Below are 15,273 nucleotides of genomic sequence, written 5' to 3'. Positions count from 1 at the left end.
ATATGCAAAAAACCGCTTTCATTAACATAGCAGTTAAGCGCGCCTAGACACAAGAAGTGTTTAGACGCGCTAAGAGACGGCTCTGTTATTAAGCAGATTTGTTTTTGTTATAGAGGTCGAAAGCGACCGCAAGCAGCAGCACCAGACCCTTGATGCCCTGCTGATAATCGATGCCGAGACCAACCAGCGACATCCCGTTATTCATGACGCCCATAACGAGACCGCCAACGATGGCCCCGATGACCGTACCCACTCCGCCCGTTGCCGAAGCCCCGCCGATAAAGACGGCCGCGATCGCATCCAGCTCGAAGTTCACCCCTGCCTTCGGAGTGGCCGCGTTTAGCCTTGCCGCGAACACAAGACCCGCAAGAGCGGCAAGCACGCCCATATTGACGAAGACCCAGAAGGTCATCTTTTTCGTCTTCACCCCGGACAATTTCGCTGCCTTCTCATTGCCGCCAAGCGCATAGATATGACGGCCCATAATCGTTTTGCGCATCACGAAGGTGTACAAGGCAATCAGAATAAACAGCATGATAAGAATGTTCGGAAGCCCCTTATAGGAAGCAAGCACGTACGTGAACAGGTTCGTAATAATGACCACGGCCGCCAGCTTGATGATGAAGAAGGGAATCGGCAGCAGCTCAAGCTTGTATCTCTTCTGGACCAGCCGTCCGCGCCATTCCATAAAGATGTACAGCACCGACAGCACGATTCCGATCAACACCGTGAGCAGATGAATGTCCCAGCCGCCCGGAATGTCCGGCAGGAACCCGGTGCTTATCGAGCGGAAGCCCTGCGGGAACGGTGCAACCGATTTGCCGTCCAGCACCAGCATCGTGAGGCCGCGGAATAACAGCATCCCCGCAAGCGTGACGATAAAGGACGGAATTCGCACGTAAGCCACCCAGAAGCCCTGCCAAGCGCCAACGATAGCGCCAAACAAAAGCGACAGCACCATCGCCACCGGAAAGGACATCCCGTGTTTGACCATCATGATGGCCGATACCGCGCCAACGAAGGCCGCAACGGAGCCGACGGATAGATCGATGTGACCGGTGATAATCACGAGCAGCATGCCGATGGCCAGAATAAGAATATAGCTGTTCTGCAAAATCAGGTTCGTGATATTAAGCGGCTTCAGCAGAATGCCGTCGGATAGAAACTGAAAGAGCAGCATGATGAGAATAAGTGCAATAAACATGCCGTATTGCCGGATATTGCTGCGTAATAATTTCAGCGCGGTTTCCAAGATGCCCTACCTCCTGCTTTTCGTCATATACTTCATAAGCGTTTCCTGGCTGGCTTCGGCTCTTGGCACTTCCCCGGTAAAACGTCCTTCGCTCATGACGTAAATCCGGTCGCACATCCCAAGCAGCTCCGGCAGCTCCGAGGAAATCATCAGAATGCCTTTCCCTTGCTCAGCCAGCTGATTGATAATCGTGTAAATCTCGTATTTCGCCCCTACGTCGATGCCCCGGGTTGGTTCATCGAGTATGAGGAGGTCCGGACCGGTAAAAATCCACTTGCTCAGCACGACCTTCTGCTGGTTTCCTCCGCTCAGGTTGCCGGTTTTCTGATGGACGCTTGGCGTCTTGATGTTCAGCTTCCTGCGGAAGCCTTCCGCCTCTGTGATCTCTTTGTAATCGTCCACCACAAACCATTTGGAAATGCCCCATAGGTTGGCAAGCGTTGTATTGCGTTTGATATCGTCCATCAGGATAAGCCCGTATTCCTTGCGGTCCTCGGTTACGTAAGCAATACCCTCGTCGATCGCTTTGCTGATGTCGGGCAGCCGGATTTCCCTGCCTTCCTTGAACAGCCGGCCGCTGATTTTCTTCCCGTAGGACTGGCCGAAAATACTCATCGCAAGCTCCGTGCGTCCTGCCCCCATCAGCCCCGCGATGCCCACAATCTCGCCGCGGTTAATACGGAAGCTGACCTCGTCGATCACTTTCCGCTCCGATTGCTGCGGATGATAGACGTTCCAGTCTTTGACCTCGAACAGGACGTCTCCGATATGCGGCTCCCGCTCCGGATAACGATGCGTCAGATCGCGCCCAACCATTCCTTTAATAATCCGGTCCTCGGTAATTTGATCCTCCCGGACCCGCAGCGTCTCGATCGTCTGGCCGTCGCGCAGAATCGTAATGGAGTCGGCAACCTTCATGATTTCGTTAAGCTTGTGGGAGATGATAATGGACGTCAGACCCTGCTCCTTGAACGCCAGCATCAGATTCAGCAGATTTTCGCTGTCCTCTTCATTTAGCGCAGCGGTTGGTTCGTCCAGGATAAGCAGCTTTACTTCCTTCGATAAAGCTTTCGCAATCTCCACAAGCTGCTGCTTGCCTACCCCCATCGTTCCTGCAGGCGTGTTCGGGGATTCGGACAAGCCTACGGTCTTGAGCAGTTCCCGGGTCTTTACAATCGTCTCGTTCCAGTTGATAATGCCGCGGCTGGCCTGCTCGTTGCCGAGGAAAATATTTTCGGCCACGGACAGCTGCGGAATTAGCGCAAGCTCCTGGTGGATAATGACGATGCCAAGCCGCTCGCTGCTTCCGATATCTTTAAATTCGCAGGCTTTGCCCTTGAATAAAATGTCGCCTTCATAGGATCCAAACGGATATACGCCGGAGAGTACTTTCATCAGCGTCGATTTGCCCGCGCCGTTCTCTCCCATAAGCGCGTGTATTTCGCCTTCTTTTACCTTTAAATTAACGTTCTCCAGCGCTTTTACGCCCGGAAAGGTTTTGGTGATTCCCCGCATTTCGAGCAGGATATCCGTCAAAGCTATCACCACGCCTTCAAGTAATGGAAAATGATCTAGCGACGGCTTTGAGGCCGTCGCTAAATCATTTGGCTGCCGCAATGCTTCAATTCGCTTATTTCAGTTCGTCTTCGGTGTAATAGCCTGAATCAACCAGCACTTGCTTGTAGTTGGTGCTGTCTACGGATACCGGCTCCAGCAGGAAGGAAGGAACCACCTTCACGCCGTTATTGTAAGTTTTCGTATCGTTTACTTGCGCTTCCTTGCCTTCAATCACCGCTTGAGCCATGCTAACCGCTACCTTCGCAAGCTCGCGGGTGTCTTTGAAGATCGTGGACGTTTGTTCGCCGGCAATGATGGATTTCACCGAAGCAACCTCGGCGTCCTGGCCCGTAATAATAGGCATTGGCTTATCCGCCGTGCCGTAGCCTACCCCTTTCAGGGAGGAGATAATGCCGATGCTGATGCCGTCATACGGAGACAATACGGCGTTTACCGTGTCGCTTGCATAGTTCGCGCTCAGCAGGTTATCCATCCGGGATTGCGCGGTTGCGCCGTCCCAACGGAGGGTTGCGACCTGCTCCATTTTTGTCTGGCCGCTCTTCACGACCAGCTTGCCGCTGTCGATGTAAGGCTGCAGAACCGACATCGCGCCGTCGAAGAAGAAGTAAGCATTGTTATCGTCCGGGGAACCGGCGAACAGCTCGATGTTAAACGGCCCTTTGCCGTCCTTCAGGCCAAGCTTGTCTTCGAGGTAGGAGGCTTGCAGCACGCCTACTTTGAAGTTGTCGAAGGTCGCGTAGTAGCTGACATGCTCGGTGTTTTTGATGAGACGGTCATACGCGATTACTTGAATGTTCTGATCCGCCGCTTTTTGCAGCACGTCCGTCAGGGATTCGCCGTCGATTGCGGCAATGACAAGCACCTTAACGCCCTTCGTAATCATGTTCTCGATTTGGGAAACCTGGTTCTCGATTACATCCTCCGCATATTGAAGATCTACCGTGTAACCAAGCGCTTCGAATTCCTTCTTCATGTTGGCGCCGTCGCCCACCCAGCGCTCCGACGATTTTGTCGGCATGGAGATGCCGATTTTGCCTTTTTCGGTGGAGGCGCCTGTGTTTGCGCTTTCCGTGCCGTTTCCGGCCGACGCGTTGTTTGCTGCCTTCTCGCCGCCATTGTTGCTGCTGTTGCCGCCGTTGTTACTACTGCTGTTCGCGCCGCAAGCGGCAAGCACAACTATTAATGCCGTTAAAACGAAGATCGATAGCATCTTTTTCATTTCTGTCTATCCCCTCTCGATTTGTGAGATGAATGAGCTGATAGACAAATCATACAAGCGTATGCTCTTTAAATCTTTTCACTTCCTCTACTCGTTTTTATAAAAAAACAAACAAAAAAGACTTAAGCAAGTAAATGGTTAACCTGTTTAAGTCTTTATAAAGTGAAGTAATCCATCGCCATAGATTCGCTTCCGTTCCCAAATTTAGAGTATAGTAGGGTTAGTTGAAAAATATATTCCAGGAGGCTAGAGCCATGTCACAGGAGATTTGGATTAACCTGCCGGTCAAGGATGTTCAGAAATCAACTGCCTTTTTTAATCAAATTGGATTCCAAGCGTCTAATGTAGGTAACCAGAGGGCCAAGCTTTCCATCGGCCAGACCACGTTCCTGCTCTTCCCCGATGCTGCGCTTGAGAAATTTTCCGGCGCGAAAGTAGCCGACACTTCCCAATATGCAGAGGTGTTGTTCTCGCTTGGTGCTAATAGCAAAGAAGAAGTGGACGAATTGATCCGAAAAGTAGAGTTTGCAGGCGGCACCATCTTCGGCAAGCCAAGCGAATCAGACGGCTGGATGTACGGCGCAGGTTTTGCGGATCTGGACGGCCACCGTTGGAATCTGCTGTACATGGACGAAAGCAAAATGCCGAAAGGCTAATGAATAACGCCGGCAGCCTGGTTAAGGTTACCGGCGTTTTTTATACCCCGTACAATCTACGGTACGCCGTTGGCGTCATCCCCTCATGCTGCATGAAGCGCTTATTGAAGTAACTCACGCTTGGATAGCCGGCTTCTTCCGCAATCTGTCCAATGTTATCGTCCTTCCGCTCGAGCAGCCATTGCTTTGCCGCCTGCAGGCGGCAGCGGGTAATAAAGTCCATTGGCGTCATACGCGTGGCGCTCCGAAACAGCTTGCAGAAATAATACGGCGTCACTCCCACACGCTCTGCCCACTCCTCCAGGATAAAAGGCTTCACCGCCTCCTGCTGCATCAGCGGAAGCAGCTCCATAATCCGCTCGCTCGAAGTCCCCGTCTTGTTCCCTTGCAGCGCAGCCGCGTGCTCGACAAAGACCGTTAACAGCATATAGGTAAGCATAGATAGCTGGGCTGGCCGAAGCATCCGGTGCGTTTCCGCTTCGCGCAGCAGCTCCTCATGCGCCTGCTCCCAAATCTGGGGCTGGCGAAGCTTCCATAGCGGACTTTTGTGAAAGCCCTGCTCAATGAGATAATCCCGAAGGCCCGTGCCTCCGTAAAAGTGAAACCACCGCACGTCCCAAGGCTCATCCTGACTGCTGTAATAGCGCTGCCTCTGCAGCGGAAAATAGAGCACGGCTTCCCCTGCCCGAAGCTCATGGACAACGCCGTCAATCTCCGCATAGCCTTTGCCGGCAACGCAGTAATGGATATTGAAATTGTTAAGCGCTCCCGCTTCGCGAGTTGTGCTGTGATCGGGATCAAACCGGTAATTGCCAACCGATTCAGGCATGCAAAAATACGGCATATTCGGAAGCGTAAGCAGCAGGCTTTGGCGTTTCATATATGGCACCTCTTAATGACAATATTGTTCTAATGGTATACAAAATAATATCATTTTAATTTTAATTATCTTCTCCTATAATCGCAATATAGTCATAAATCATTCTAACGAAGCGAGGGTGAAGCATGAGCAAAAAGTTAAAATGGGGCATCCTGGGATGTGCCGGAATTGCAAAACGCGCGGTTATTCCAGGTCTTCATTTATCCGAGTTGAATGAAGCGGCCGCGATCGCGAGCCGTGACGGAGAAAAAGCCAGACAAACAGCCGATGAGCTTAATATTCCAACTGCCTATGACAGCTACGAGGCGCTCCTGGCCGACAGCTCGATTGACGTTATTTATATCCCGCTGCCGAACCACCTCCACAAGGAATGGGCGATTCGCGCAGCCGAAGCAGGAAAACATATTTTGTGCGAGAAGCCTCTCGCGCTAAACGCGCACGAAGCGGCAGAGATGGCCGAAGCAGCCGACAGAGCGGGCGTCCTTCTGTCCGAGGCGTTTATGTACCGTTATCATCCGCGCTATCAGCAGATTAAAGAGCTGATCGCTTCCGGTGCAATCGGTCAGATTCGCGGAATCCGGAGCGCTTTTACGTTTAACAACCCGAATGATTCCAAAAACGTTCGTTTCCGGAAAGACTGGGGCGGCGGCTCGATCTATGATGTTGGCTGCTATCCGATTAACGTAGCGCGTCTCTTGCTGGATAAAGAGCCTGAAGCGGTTACGGTTAGCGCCCTTTTCTCGCCGGAGCATGACGATGTGGATATGATGGCTTCCGGCCTGATTGAATTTGAAGGCAACGTATCGCTTACGTTCGACTGCGGCATGTGGGCGGCGTTCCGCAATCCGCTGGAGATTCTCGGAACCGACGGCATTATTGAAGTTCCGTCCGCGTTTGTTACGCCAACGGCGGATAGCAGCCACATCTACCTGACCGCAAACGGTGAGCGCCGCCAGATCGAGGTGCCGTACGTGAACTCGTATACGGCGCAAGCGGATTCCATAGCCCGTTCCATTACGCAGGGCAATCCATTGGAATTCCCGACATCCGACGCGATCCGCAACATGAAGGTTATTGATGCTTGTCTGTTATCTGCCCGCGAGCATGCGAGAGTCAAATTAAATTAATAATCTCTGAGGAGGCTGCTTCATATGGAATTCTTAAAGGTGCAAGGATTGGACAAACCGGTATCCCGCTTGATGAAAGGCACGGACTATTTCTACCATGACTCTTATGAAAAAGCCGCTGCCAACATGGACGCCTACTTCGCCATTGGCGGCAACTGTTTCGACTCCGCTCATATTTATTGCGGCGGACAAAGCGAGGAAGTCATCGGCCGTTACCTGAAGGAACGCGGCAACCGCGACCAATGGGTTATCCTGACCAAAGGCGCCCATCACGACCAGAATGGCCCGCGCGTCAGCCGCGAAGCGATCCGCAGCGACCTGATGACCAGCCTTGAGCGTCTCCAGGTCGATACGATCGACATGTACGGTCTTCACCGCGATGATCCAAACGTGCCTGCAGGCGAAGTCATCGAGATTCTGAACGAGCACATTAAATCCGGCGCGGTGCAAACGATCGGCGTATCCAACTGGACTTGGCAGCGCATTCAAGAGGCGAATGACTACGCGGCGGCAAAAGGACTCGTTGGCTTCTCGTTCAGCAGCCCTAACCTGAGCCTTGCCAAAGCCAACGAGCCGTTCTGGTCCGGCTGCGTATCCGTCGACGACGAGACCCTGGCGTGGCACGAAGCCAACCAGCTTCCGCTGTTCTCCTGGTCTTCCCAGGCTCGCGGCTTCTTCACCGGCCGCTTTACTCCGGAGGATCGGAGCAACGCCGATCTGGTCCGCGTGTTCTACAGCGACGACAACTGGGAGCGTTATGAACGCGCGAAGCAGCTCGCCGAGCAAAAAAACGTCACGCAAATCCAGATCGCGCTCGCTTACGTGCTCAACCAAGCCTTCCCGACCTGCGCCCTCATCGGCGCCCAATCGCTCGAGGAGCTCCGCTCCTGCGACGAAGGCTCGCGCATCAAGCTGACCCGCGAAGAGATGGCTTGGCTGGATCTGAGCTCGGATAAGAAGTAGTTATGACAAAGCACGCTCCTGTTATCTGGGGCGTGCTTTTTTACGGACTATTCTCATCCCTAAGGTCTCCTAACCATAAACCGCTCCGCATTGCGCCTAAAGCCGAACTGCTCATATAATCCATGGGCATCCAGCGTACCCAGCAGTCCCGATAGCCCTTCGTATTGCTTTACTATCCAGCCCACTAGCTCCTTGCCTAAACCATGCCCCCGATGCTCTTCATCGATATAAACATCGGCCAGATAATAGACGGTAGCCCAATCCGTTATTACTCGGGCAAACCCTATTTGCTTGCCTTCGCAATAAATACCGTAGCAAGTGGAGTTCCGGATCGATTTTTCAATGGTTTCCCTTGTCCGATGGTTTGCCCAGTAACTCTTGGCCAGAAAGGTCTGAATCGCATCCAAATCAAGCTGGGACTTATCATCGCTAAACCGATAATGGTTATATAGATGCTCCATGGCCGATGGCCTCCTAAGTTAACAGCTTTGTAAAAGTAACTCTGTCGTATCCCACGGCAAAGAAGTCTTTTTCCTCATTAACCAAGTTAAACCCGATGCTGCTGTAAAAATCGATCGTTCCCCGGTTTCCCGGATGGCCAAGCGTGTACAAAATAACTTGCTCCTCTCCGAGCTCTTTCAATCTGTCGCAAATCTCGCTTAGCAATGCCCGGCCAACGCCCTTCCGTGCAGCACTCTGCTTCACAACAACGCCAACAATCTCGTAAAGGCCAGCTTCGTCGTTAAACATATAACCGGAGTGCCCAACGACTTCACCCTTATCCTCCGCAACAAAATAATCGCTTCTGCTGCTAGAAGGAGATGAGGCGAAATAGTCTGCCCACCGCACGGGGTATCTAGCAATAACAAAAGGCGGAAATTGCAGGGGGTATTCTTCTAACATAGGAATAACACGATCTTGATCGGTCTGCAGCAATTGACGGATAAGCATCAGAGGCCTCCTATCGGAGTTTGGTTATATTTTACAAGTAAAAGCTGACTGGTTACAAAGGTTTCTTTTTGCTAACGGGAGCTGCCCGCACCGCATCTTAACGATGTCGCACATCGCTAAGCCCGTCCACGAAGCTTAATTTTATCTCCTTAACAATACCGCGTATCGTTAAGCTCCTTCATTTGAGCTTATTACTCTCGTTTTTCCGCTTTTCTCCCTTCCTTAACGATACCGCACATCGTTAAGCACTCCGCCGGCATCCGAGTGAACCCCCTTAACGATATCGCATATCGTTAAGCCATCTTGCTGGCGTTCCCTCTTCCGCCCGCGCACAAAAAAACCGCCCCAACCAGGGCGGTTCAATAACCGTCATCAGCTTTGCTATTTCACAGGCTTTGCAGATGCTTATAGCCCTCTACGAAATTCTCGTAAGCCCATTTGATATGATCCTTGCTCTCATAGTTGCGGTACGTACATTCGATGACCATAATGAGATCGAGATAAAAATCGTACAACACGCGTCTTCGCCGCTCGGACTCTGTCAAGCCGTTGATGCCGTATCCTTCGCAGAACGCGCCCAACGTATTCTGCGCGAACCGGCCGAAATAAAATTCGCTCAGCGGATCGCCCCAAAAAGCACGCTCGAAGTCGATCAGCCCGGAAATCTTCCCACCATGGACAAACACATTGCCATCCCACAAATCCCAGTGAACCAGCGAAGCTTCCTTGACCGCAACCAGCAGCTCTCCGTAGCGGAGAACCTCCTTCTCGATCTCCGCATAAGACACCGGCAGCTCGACGCTTGCATCCTTGCCGTCGGCCAGCACATCCTCCATCATGCCTTCGAACACTTCCGCCCAGTTATCCTTCCTCCGGCCCTCCGGCTGAAGCGAGCCAAAGAAGCTGTTCTTATAAGCATTAATGGAACGGTTGTAGCCGCCAAGCTCGCGGGCAATGGCCTCCCGCTCATCCAGAGAGAGAGAGTCCCTTATTTTATTCATTGCTGTTCCTTTCGCAAAATCCATGAAGAAATACTCCGCTCCGATGATCGAGCAGCTGGCATCATAAGCGTAAACGCGCGGAACAGGCAGGCCTGGCGTAGCCGCAGCAAGGCGCATCGCTTCTACTTCCGTCCGCATCATGTTCTTCTCGTAACGCATAACCCGCTTATCCGCGGAAGGCGCGATTTTAAGGACAACCCTCCGCCCGTCCTCCAGCACGATGGAGTATGCCATGTTCGCCCAGCCATCCGTCAGCTCGCCGGCAGAGCGGAAGCTCACGCCAAAAGCCTCCCGCACGATCGTGCCGATCTCCTTGTCGCTCAACCTGTACTTGTTCGCATTTTCCATAACGCCTAACAACCTCCGGACCTTGGGATTGGGCCTCGCTTACCGGTGAACCTTGTACACGCCTGCTTTGCTTAAGCGGCGAACGAGCTGAATCTCTTCCTCCGTTAATGGCAGAATATCCGCAGCAGAGATATTTTGCAGCAGCTGCTCGCGGGAGCTTGCTCCCGGAATGGCTGCGGCTACAGACGGATGTCCAAGGGAATAACGAATCGCAAGCTGCGAGAGGCTCCGTCCCTCGGGCGTCAGCTGCTCCAGCTGCCTGCGAAGCTCGAGGAGCTCATCGAGCTCATAGTCCAGCACGCCTTTGGACGGCTGGCGGTTTGCCGCAAGCGCTCCGCTTGCAACAGGGCCGCGAGCGATTAGGCTAAGTCCCTTCTCCTCCAGCAGCGGGAGCACCGTTTCCTCCGCGCGCCGGTCTACAATGCTATACGGATTCATGATGCTGACGATGGAAGACCGCGAAGCATATTCCCGAATGACATTCGGACGGATGGACGAAATGCCGTATTCCCGGATCACGCCCTCCCGCTTCAATTGCTCGAACGCTTCGATGGTCTCGTCAATCGGATCCTCGATCGTCCCGCCATGCAGCTGGTACAGATCGATATAGTCCGTTCCCAGCCGTCTAAGGCTGTCTTTCACCGCGGATAAAATGTAAGCCTTCGACGGGTCCCATGCCCAGCCTTCCTGGCCGGGAATTCTCCGGTTGCCGACCTTCGTCGCCAGCACCACCTGCTCGCGGCGTCCTCGGATCGCCTTGCCGACAATCTCCTCGTTCCGGCCGCTGTCGTACAAATCCGCGGTATCCAGCAGCGTAACTCCCCGCTCCAAAGCTTCATGAACCAAAGCGACAGCCTTCTCCTCATCCGTTCCAAGCGACATGCAGCCAAGTCCAATCTCCCCAACGTATAATTCCGAACCGCCTAACCGATTTGTTCTCATCCGGATTTGCTCCTTCCGTTATCTAAGTTAAAGTTTAAGTGCGTTTACTTTCTTCTGCATCCTCCAGCAGCCATACCCCAGCACGCCAAACAGGAATAAATAAAGGACCATCACCGGCAAACCTATCGTCCAGAACCTGTCGCCGCTGAGGAAATTCCGCAGATTAACCATATTGGCAAGCATGATAACCAAATTAACAAGCATCATAATGGCCATAACCCTTTGCATTCTTTTATACAGATGAATCAGCGAGTCCCGGTCCGTATAAAGCCGCGGTTCTTCCCCTGGCTGCCACTCCCTGCGAAAATAATGCCAGAGCGAGCCGTACGAGCTGACGTATTCCCAGCCGGCGTCCCGATATAAATCAATATACTCCTGAAATTTGCCGCTTCCAAGCCTTTGGCCCGTCTGGTAATCCAGCCTGTACGTATACCGGACCGATTCATCTTTGGTGAAGAAGCTGCTCAGCATACTCGCTTTCTTGAAATGTTGTCCGTCACGGGACATATCGTTAAGCCACTGCTCTTCCTTCTCATAGTTCCAGCTCATCGTCAGCCGATTCCGCTTAATCAGCTTGTCGCTCATCCGCCTCACCCTTTCTTCATGATCAGGGCTTGCCGCCCAACGTTTAGAAGCTCTTCCAGCCTTGCGATCTCGGCTTCCACTACCTGCCTGCCGGTCTCCGTAATGGCATACATTTTGCGGCGCGCGTCCGTCCCTTCCGGAACGGGATAATGATCAATCAGTCCTTTATTCAGCAGGGTATTAAGTGCCGTGTACAAGGTACCGGCACCAAGCTTTACGCGCCCTCCGCTCTTCCTCTCGGTATCCTGCATAATTCCGTATCCGTGCGACGGCTCCGTATAGAGAACAATCAGGATATAATAAAAAGCCTCGGTAAGCGGCAGCATTTCTTTCACAACATTTCATCCTTCCCGTCCACACAGTCTATATCGTCTGTCGATATATCTTATGCTTATATATTAAGTCCCGATATATCGACTGTCAATATAATTGTGGAATTTTTTAGTTATCCGCTTATAACCAAAAGAAAACATGCCGGATGCTCCGGCATGCTCTTATAGGTTTCTTACCGCCTTCGGGCAGCCGCCCAGAAGCGGCTTAACGAATCGGGATATAGATGGTCATGCTGATTTTTTCCGGCGTGGAGGCTAAGACATCCGTGACTTCAAAGTCCGGTCCCTCTCCCCGCTCATAATTACTGTTAGGCAGCCAGGTTCCATAGATGTATTTCCATGCGTTTTGCCCAACTTCGGGCATCGTTCCGTTGCGGAAAGCCGCATACTTGCCGCCGGGAAGCTCCAGACAGGCGAACCCGTCCTCCACCTCCGCAAACGAGGTGACTTCCTCGCCAATAAGGAACGAAAAGGCTCCATCCTCGCCATAGCTATGGGGGATACCGTAAGCAAAAGCCGGCCGCGCTTTATTGGGAATACGCGCAAAGTATTCCTGACTGCCGAAATGCGCATAGAAGCCCGGGATCTCTTCGAAATACCGCTCGTTGTTCAGATTGGTTGGATAGTTATAGCCAATAATGCGGGTCGCAGGCCGTTCGATAATGTCCGGTTTGTACATCGTTAATCCTCCTCGGATATTTGCCGTTAATGCGACGAGGTCAATGGGGAGCTGCAAGGCCAGCAGCGGCTGCTTCTTCCTGTACTGCGCCGGCGCCATGCCGAAATAACCGGCAAAAGCACGGGTAAATGCCTCCTGCGAACCGTATTGGTAAGACACCGAGATATCCAGCACCGTATGGCGGGTAACCCTCAGCTCTTCGGCAGCCCTGCTCATTCTTCTCTTCCGAATGTACTCCTGCACCGTAAAGCCCGTGACGGCATGGAATAGCCTTTGAAAATGGTACAGCGAAAATCCCGCCCGGGCCGCTATCGTCTCCAGGCTAAGCGCTTCCTGCAGTTGTTCTTCTATAAACGTAATCGCATATTGGATTCGGGTATAATGTTCCATTCGTAAGATTGATCCAGCTCCTCGCTCATCGTTACGGTTATCCTATCAGGAAAACGGCACAAATATTTGATCAGGAATGCTCTTTTTGCACCCAATCGTATTCCATCAATTTTGCGGTATGCAGCGCTCTCTCCTCGCCATGAAGCCGGCTGATGACGTAGAGGGACATGTCTATGCCGGCCGAAATACCCGCGGACATAATAATCTTCCCGTTATCTACATACCTGGCGGTCTCGGAGATTTCAGCGGATGCTGGAGCAACCTGTCTTAGCTCTTCCGTTGCAAGGCGATTCGTCGTCAGCTTCAGCCCTTCCAGCACGCCAGCCTTCGCGAGGAGCAGCGCGCCCGTGCAGACGGACAGCAGCAGCTCAGATTCGTCGGCGCATTTCCTGATCCAATCGGTCAGCACCTTGTTATGCATTTCCTGACGGGAGCCCCAGCCGCCCGGGATAAGCACGATATCCGGCTTGGGACAATCCTGGATGGTATAGGCGGGATTGACGCTCAAATTGCCTAGAGCCGTAACGGGGCCATTATTCTCCGCCACGGTGAACACATGGAAATCCTGCCCGCGATTGCTGCCCGCAATAAACACTTCAAACGGTCCCGTAAAATCCAGCACTTCAACATTGTCGTAGATCAGAATGGCTACATTCCTTCTTCGCTGCATCCTCTCATCCCCTCATCCTAATAATAAAAAAGAGCATCGGTCTCCTAACGAGAACCGATACTCTGCCCAGGCGTACGGCGGATGACATACGTGCTCCCTCGTGGTTCTCCACGTTTACGCCAGTCGCACATACCAGATATTTACTTTTATCATAAACCGGGCACATAAGCGGAGCAAGTTAAATTTTTGCTGGAACAAATAGGGACAAGCTATCGTCTATGTATCTGGAAAGCGCTGAACCAGACATGGAGACAGGAATAAAGGATAGGTGACTATGAAGCTAAAAAGATGGCAGAAAATCACCGCATGCTTACTGCTGCTCCTCATGATTGCCGGAGTATTGGAGTACAAAGGCATTATCTGGCATAACAGCCTGTTCGCCTCTAAATACAAGGTACAAGGGATCGATGTGTCCCACTATCAAGGCGAGATGGATTGGGGCAAGGTTGCCGGCAGCGGCAAATGGCAGTTCGTCTATATCAAGGCTACGGAAGGCAAGGATATGACGGATGAGAATTTCAAGTCTAATTGGGAGCAGGCCAGAAGCCAAGGGATGAGGATCGGCGCTTATCACTTCTTCACGACGCAAAGCACCGGCGCTGAGCAGGCGGCACATTTTATCGAAGAGGTTCCTAATGAGTCCGCTAACCTCCCGCCTGTTATCGATATCGAGATTGCTCTAGATAAGGATGTCGCGAGCATTCAGCAGGAATTGACGACCCTCGCTAACCGACTCGAGGAGCATTATAAACAACGGCCCATCCTGTATGCAACCTACGATACCTATAACACCTATATAGCAGGCAGCTTCGAGGATTACGAGATCTGGATCAGGGATATCGTCAAGCATCCACGCTTACGGGATGACCGCCGTTGGTTATTTTGGCAATACAACAACCGGGGCCATACCGCCGGCATTGATGCGTACGTCGATATTAACGTTTTTAACGGAGACAAAGAACAATTTAAGGCGAGGTTTGATCGCTAAAAAAATAGAAGCCGAAGCTTCTTGAGAAGCATCGGCCAATGATTATTCTTGGAATTACGGCTTCATGATTGCTCCGAGGACAATGCCTCCTCGATGGCCAGTTCCAAATCGGTTGGCTGCGTCGTTGGCTCGAATCGGGCGATTACTTTTCCTTCCCGGTTCACGAGGAACTTGCAGAAGTTCCACTTTACGCCGTCGCCTTCATACAGGTCCGGATGATTCTGCAGGAGAAAATCCTTCATCCACAGCTCATCGGAATTGTTCGGGTCAAAGCCCCGGAAAGGCGCCTGCTCCGTCAAATATTGAAAGAGCGGATGAACAGTCTCTCCGCGAAGCTCCACCTTTTCGAACAGCGAGAAGGTTACCCCGGCCTTGCGCCGGCAATGCTCTTCTACCTCCGCATGGCTGCCGGGTTCTTTGCCGTTAAATTGATTGCACGGGAAGCCCAATATCTCGAAGCCGTGCATCCAATATTTTTCGTACAACTGCTGCAGGCCTTCGAACTGCTTGGAATAGCCGCACTGGCTTGCTGTGTTCACGATTAGAAGAACCCTGCCATAAAAAGCAGACAGATGAATAGGCTCCCCATTTATCTCATTTACCTGAAAGTCATAGATGGACTTGTTCATCTTTAATCCCTCTCCCCTTTTATATATTTAATCCATCATATAACCAAGAAGCCTATTTGAATAATATATAAAAACAATAATCT

17 protein-coding genes and 1 riboswitch are annotated in these 15,273 nt (G+C 52.0%); of the genes, 4 read left to right on the top strand and 13 right to left on the bottom strand.

Going from position 1 to position 15,273, the window contains the following annotated elements:
• Positions 1-88: 88 nt before the first annotated feature.
• The 3 genes from mmsB to chvE form a co-directional block, all read right to left on the bottom strand.
• Positions 89-1,252 (bottom strand): multiple monosaccharide ABC transporter permease, encoded by a 1,164-nt coding sequence (mmsB, locus tag FHT67_RS14280; protein ID WP_167199205.1) that lies wholly within the window; start codon positions 1,250-1,252, stop codon positions 89-91.
• A 6-nt stretch (positions 1,253-1,258) separates the two neighbouring features.
• A complete protein-coding gene (gene mmsA / locus FHT67_RS14275; RefSeq protein ID WP_481856709.1) occupies positions 1,259-2,767 on the bottom strand; it encodes a multiple monosaccharide ABC transporter ATP-binding protein in 1,509 nt (502 codons plus the stop codon).
• A gap of 115 nt (positions 2,768-2,882) precedes the next feature.
• Positions 2,883-4,049, bottom strand: a complete 1,167-nt coding sequence (chvE, locus tag FHT67_RS14270; protein ID WP_167199202.1) for a multiple monosaccharide ABC transporter substrate-binding protein — start codon at positions 4,047-4,049, stop codon at positions 2,883-2,885.
• Positions 4,050-4,303: 254 nt separating this feature from the next.
• On the opposite strand from chvE, the gene FHT67_RS14265 reads away from it, so the two are divergent.
• Positions 4,304-4,705 carry a VOC family protein gene (locus FHT67_RS14265; RefSeq protein WP_167199199.1) on the top strand — a complete coding sequence of 134 codons (402 nt, stop codon included), beginning with the start codon at positions 4,304-4,306 and terminating at the stop codon, positions 4,703-4,705.
• A gap of 40 nt (positions 4,706-4,745) precedes the next feature.
• Here the strand turns inward: FHT67_RS14265 and FHT67_RS14260 are convergent, their stop codons facing one another.
• Positions 4,746-5,585 (bottom strand): AraC family transcriptional regulator, encoded by an 840-nt coding sequence (locus tag FHT67_RS14260; RefSeq protein ID WP_167199196.1) that lies wholly within the window; start codon positions 5,583-5,585, stop codon positions 4,746-4,748.
• A 125-nt stretch (positions 5,586-5,710) separates the two neighbouring features.
• Here FHT67_RS14260 and FHT67_RS14255 point away from each other — a divergent pair, with 125 nt between their 5' ends.
• Both FHT67_RS14255 and FHT67_RS14250 read left to right on the top strand, forming a co-directional pair.
• A complete protein-coding gene (locus FHT67_RS14255) occupies positions 5,711-6,712 on the top strand; it encodes a Gfo/Idh/MocA family protein (protein WP_167199193.1) in 1,002 nt (333 codons plus the stop codon).
• A gap of 24 nt (positions 6,713-6,736) precedes the next feature.
• Positions 6,737-7,675, top strand: coding sequence for an aldo/keto reductase (locus FHT67_RS14250; RefSeq protein ID WP_132309868.1), 939 nt, complete (start codon positions 6,737-6,739; stop codon positions 7,673-7,675).
• Positions 7,676-7,734: 59 nt separating this feature from the next.
• Here FHT67_RS14250 and FHT67_RS14245 read toward each other — a convergent pair whose 3' ends face one another.
• The 8 genes from FHT67_RS14245 to FHT67_RS14210 all read right to left on the bottom strand — a co-directional run bounded on the left by FHT67_RS14245 (position 7,735) and on the right by FHT67_RS14210 (position 13,573).
• Positions 7,735-8,136, bottom strand: a complete 402-nt coding sequence (locus FHT67_RS14245; protein ID WP_167199190.1) for a GNAT family N-acetyltransferase — start codon at positions 8,134-8,136, stop codon at positions 7,735-7,737.
• Between the two features lie 13 nt (positions 8,137-8,149).
• Positions 8,150-8,626, bottom strand: a complete 477-nt coding sequence (locus FHT67_RS14240; protein WP_167199187.1) for a GNAT family N-acetyltransferase — start codon at positions 8,624-8,626, stop codon at positions 8,150-8,152.
• A 386-nt stretch (positions 8,627-9,012) separates the two neighbouring features.
• Entirely contained in the window at positions 9,013-9,975 is a 963-nt protein-coding gene (locus tag FHT67_RS14235) for a phosphotransferase family protein (protein WP_167199184.1), read from the bottom strand.
• A gap of 39 nt (positions 9,976-10,014) precedes the next feature.
• Entirely contained in the window at positions 10,015-10,917 is a 903-nt protein-coding gene (locus tag FHT67_RS14230) for an aldo/keto reductase (protein WP_167199181.1), read from the bottom strand.
• A 27-nt stretch (positions 10,918-10,944) separates the two neighbouring features.
• A complete protein-coding gene (locus tag FHT67_RS14225; RefSeq protein ID WP_167199177.1) occupies positions 10,945-11,502 on the bottom strand; it encodes a DUF2812 domain-containing protein in 558 nt (185 codons plus the stop codon).
• A gap of 5 nt (positions 11,503-11,507) precedes the next feature.
• Entirely contained in the window at positions 11,508-11,828 is a 321-nt protein-coding gene (locus FHT67_RS14220) for a PadR family transcriptional regulator (protein WP_132313584.1), read from the bottom strand.
• A gap of 211 nt (positions 11,829-12,039) precedes the next feature.
• Complete coding sequence (locus FHT67_RS14215) at positions 12,040-12,903, bottom strand: AraC family transcriptional regulator (RefSeq protein ID WP_167199174.1); 864 nt, start codon at positions 12,901-12,903, stop codon at positions 12,040-12,042.
• 70 nt (positions 12,904-12,973) lie between these two features.
• Positions 12,974-13,573 (bottom strand): DJ-1/PfpI family protein, encoded by a 600-nt coding sequence (locus tag FHT67_RS14210; protein ID WP_167199172.1) that lies wholly within the window; start codon positions 13,571-13,573, stop codon positions 12,974-12,976.
• Positions 13,574-13,630: 57 nt separating this feature from the next.
• Positions 13,631-13,710, bottom strand: a riboswitch (ZMP/ZTP riboswitch).
• Between the two features lie 137 nt (positions 13,711-13,847).
• Between FHT67_RS14210 and FHT67_RS14205 the strand changes: the two genes are divergently transcribed.
• Entirely contained in the window at positions 13,848-14,561 is a 714-nt protein-coding gene (locus FHT67_RS14205) for a glycoside hydrolase family 25 protein (RefSeq protein ID WP_167199169.1), read from the top strand.
• 62 nt (positions 14,562-14,623) lie between these two features.
• Here FHT67_RS14205 and FHT67_RS14200 read toward each other — a convergent pair whose 3' ends face one another.
• Complete coding sequence (locus FHT67_RS14200) at positions 14,624-15,190, bottom strand: glutathione peroxidase (RefSeq protein ID WP_132313572.1); 567 nt, start codon at positions 15,188-15,190, stop codon at positions 14,624-14,626.
• Positions 15,191-15,273: the final 83 nt, after the last annotated feature.

Source organism: Paenibacillus sp. BK720 (assembly GCF_011761545.1).
Classification (GTDB): domain Bacteria; phylum Bacillota; class Bacilli; order Paenibacillales; family Paenibacillaceae; genus Pristimantibacillus.
The sequence above is the reverse complement of the archived record's forward strand: the minus strand, read 5'-3'. Positions and strand labels throughout refer to the sequence as shown.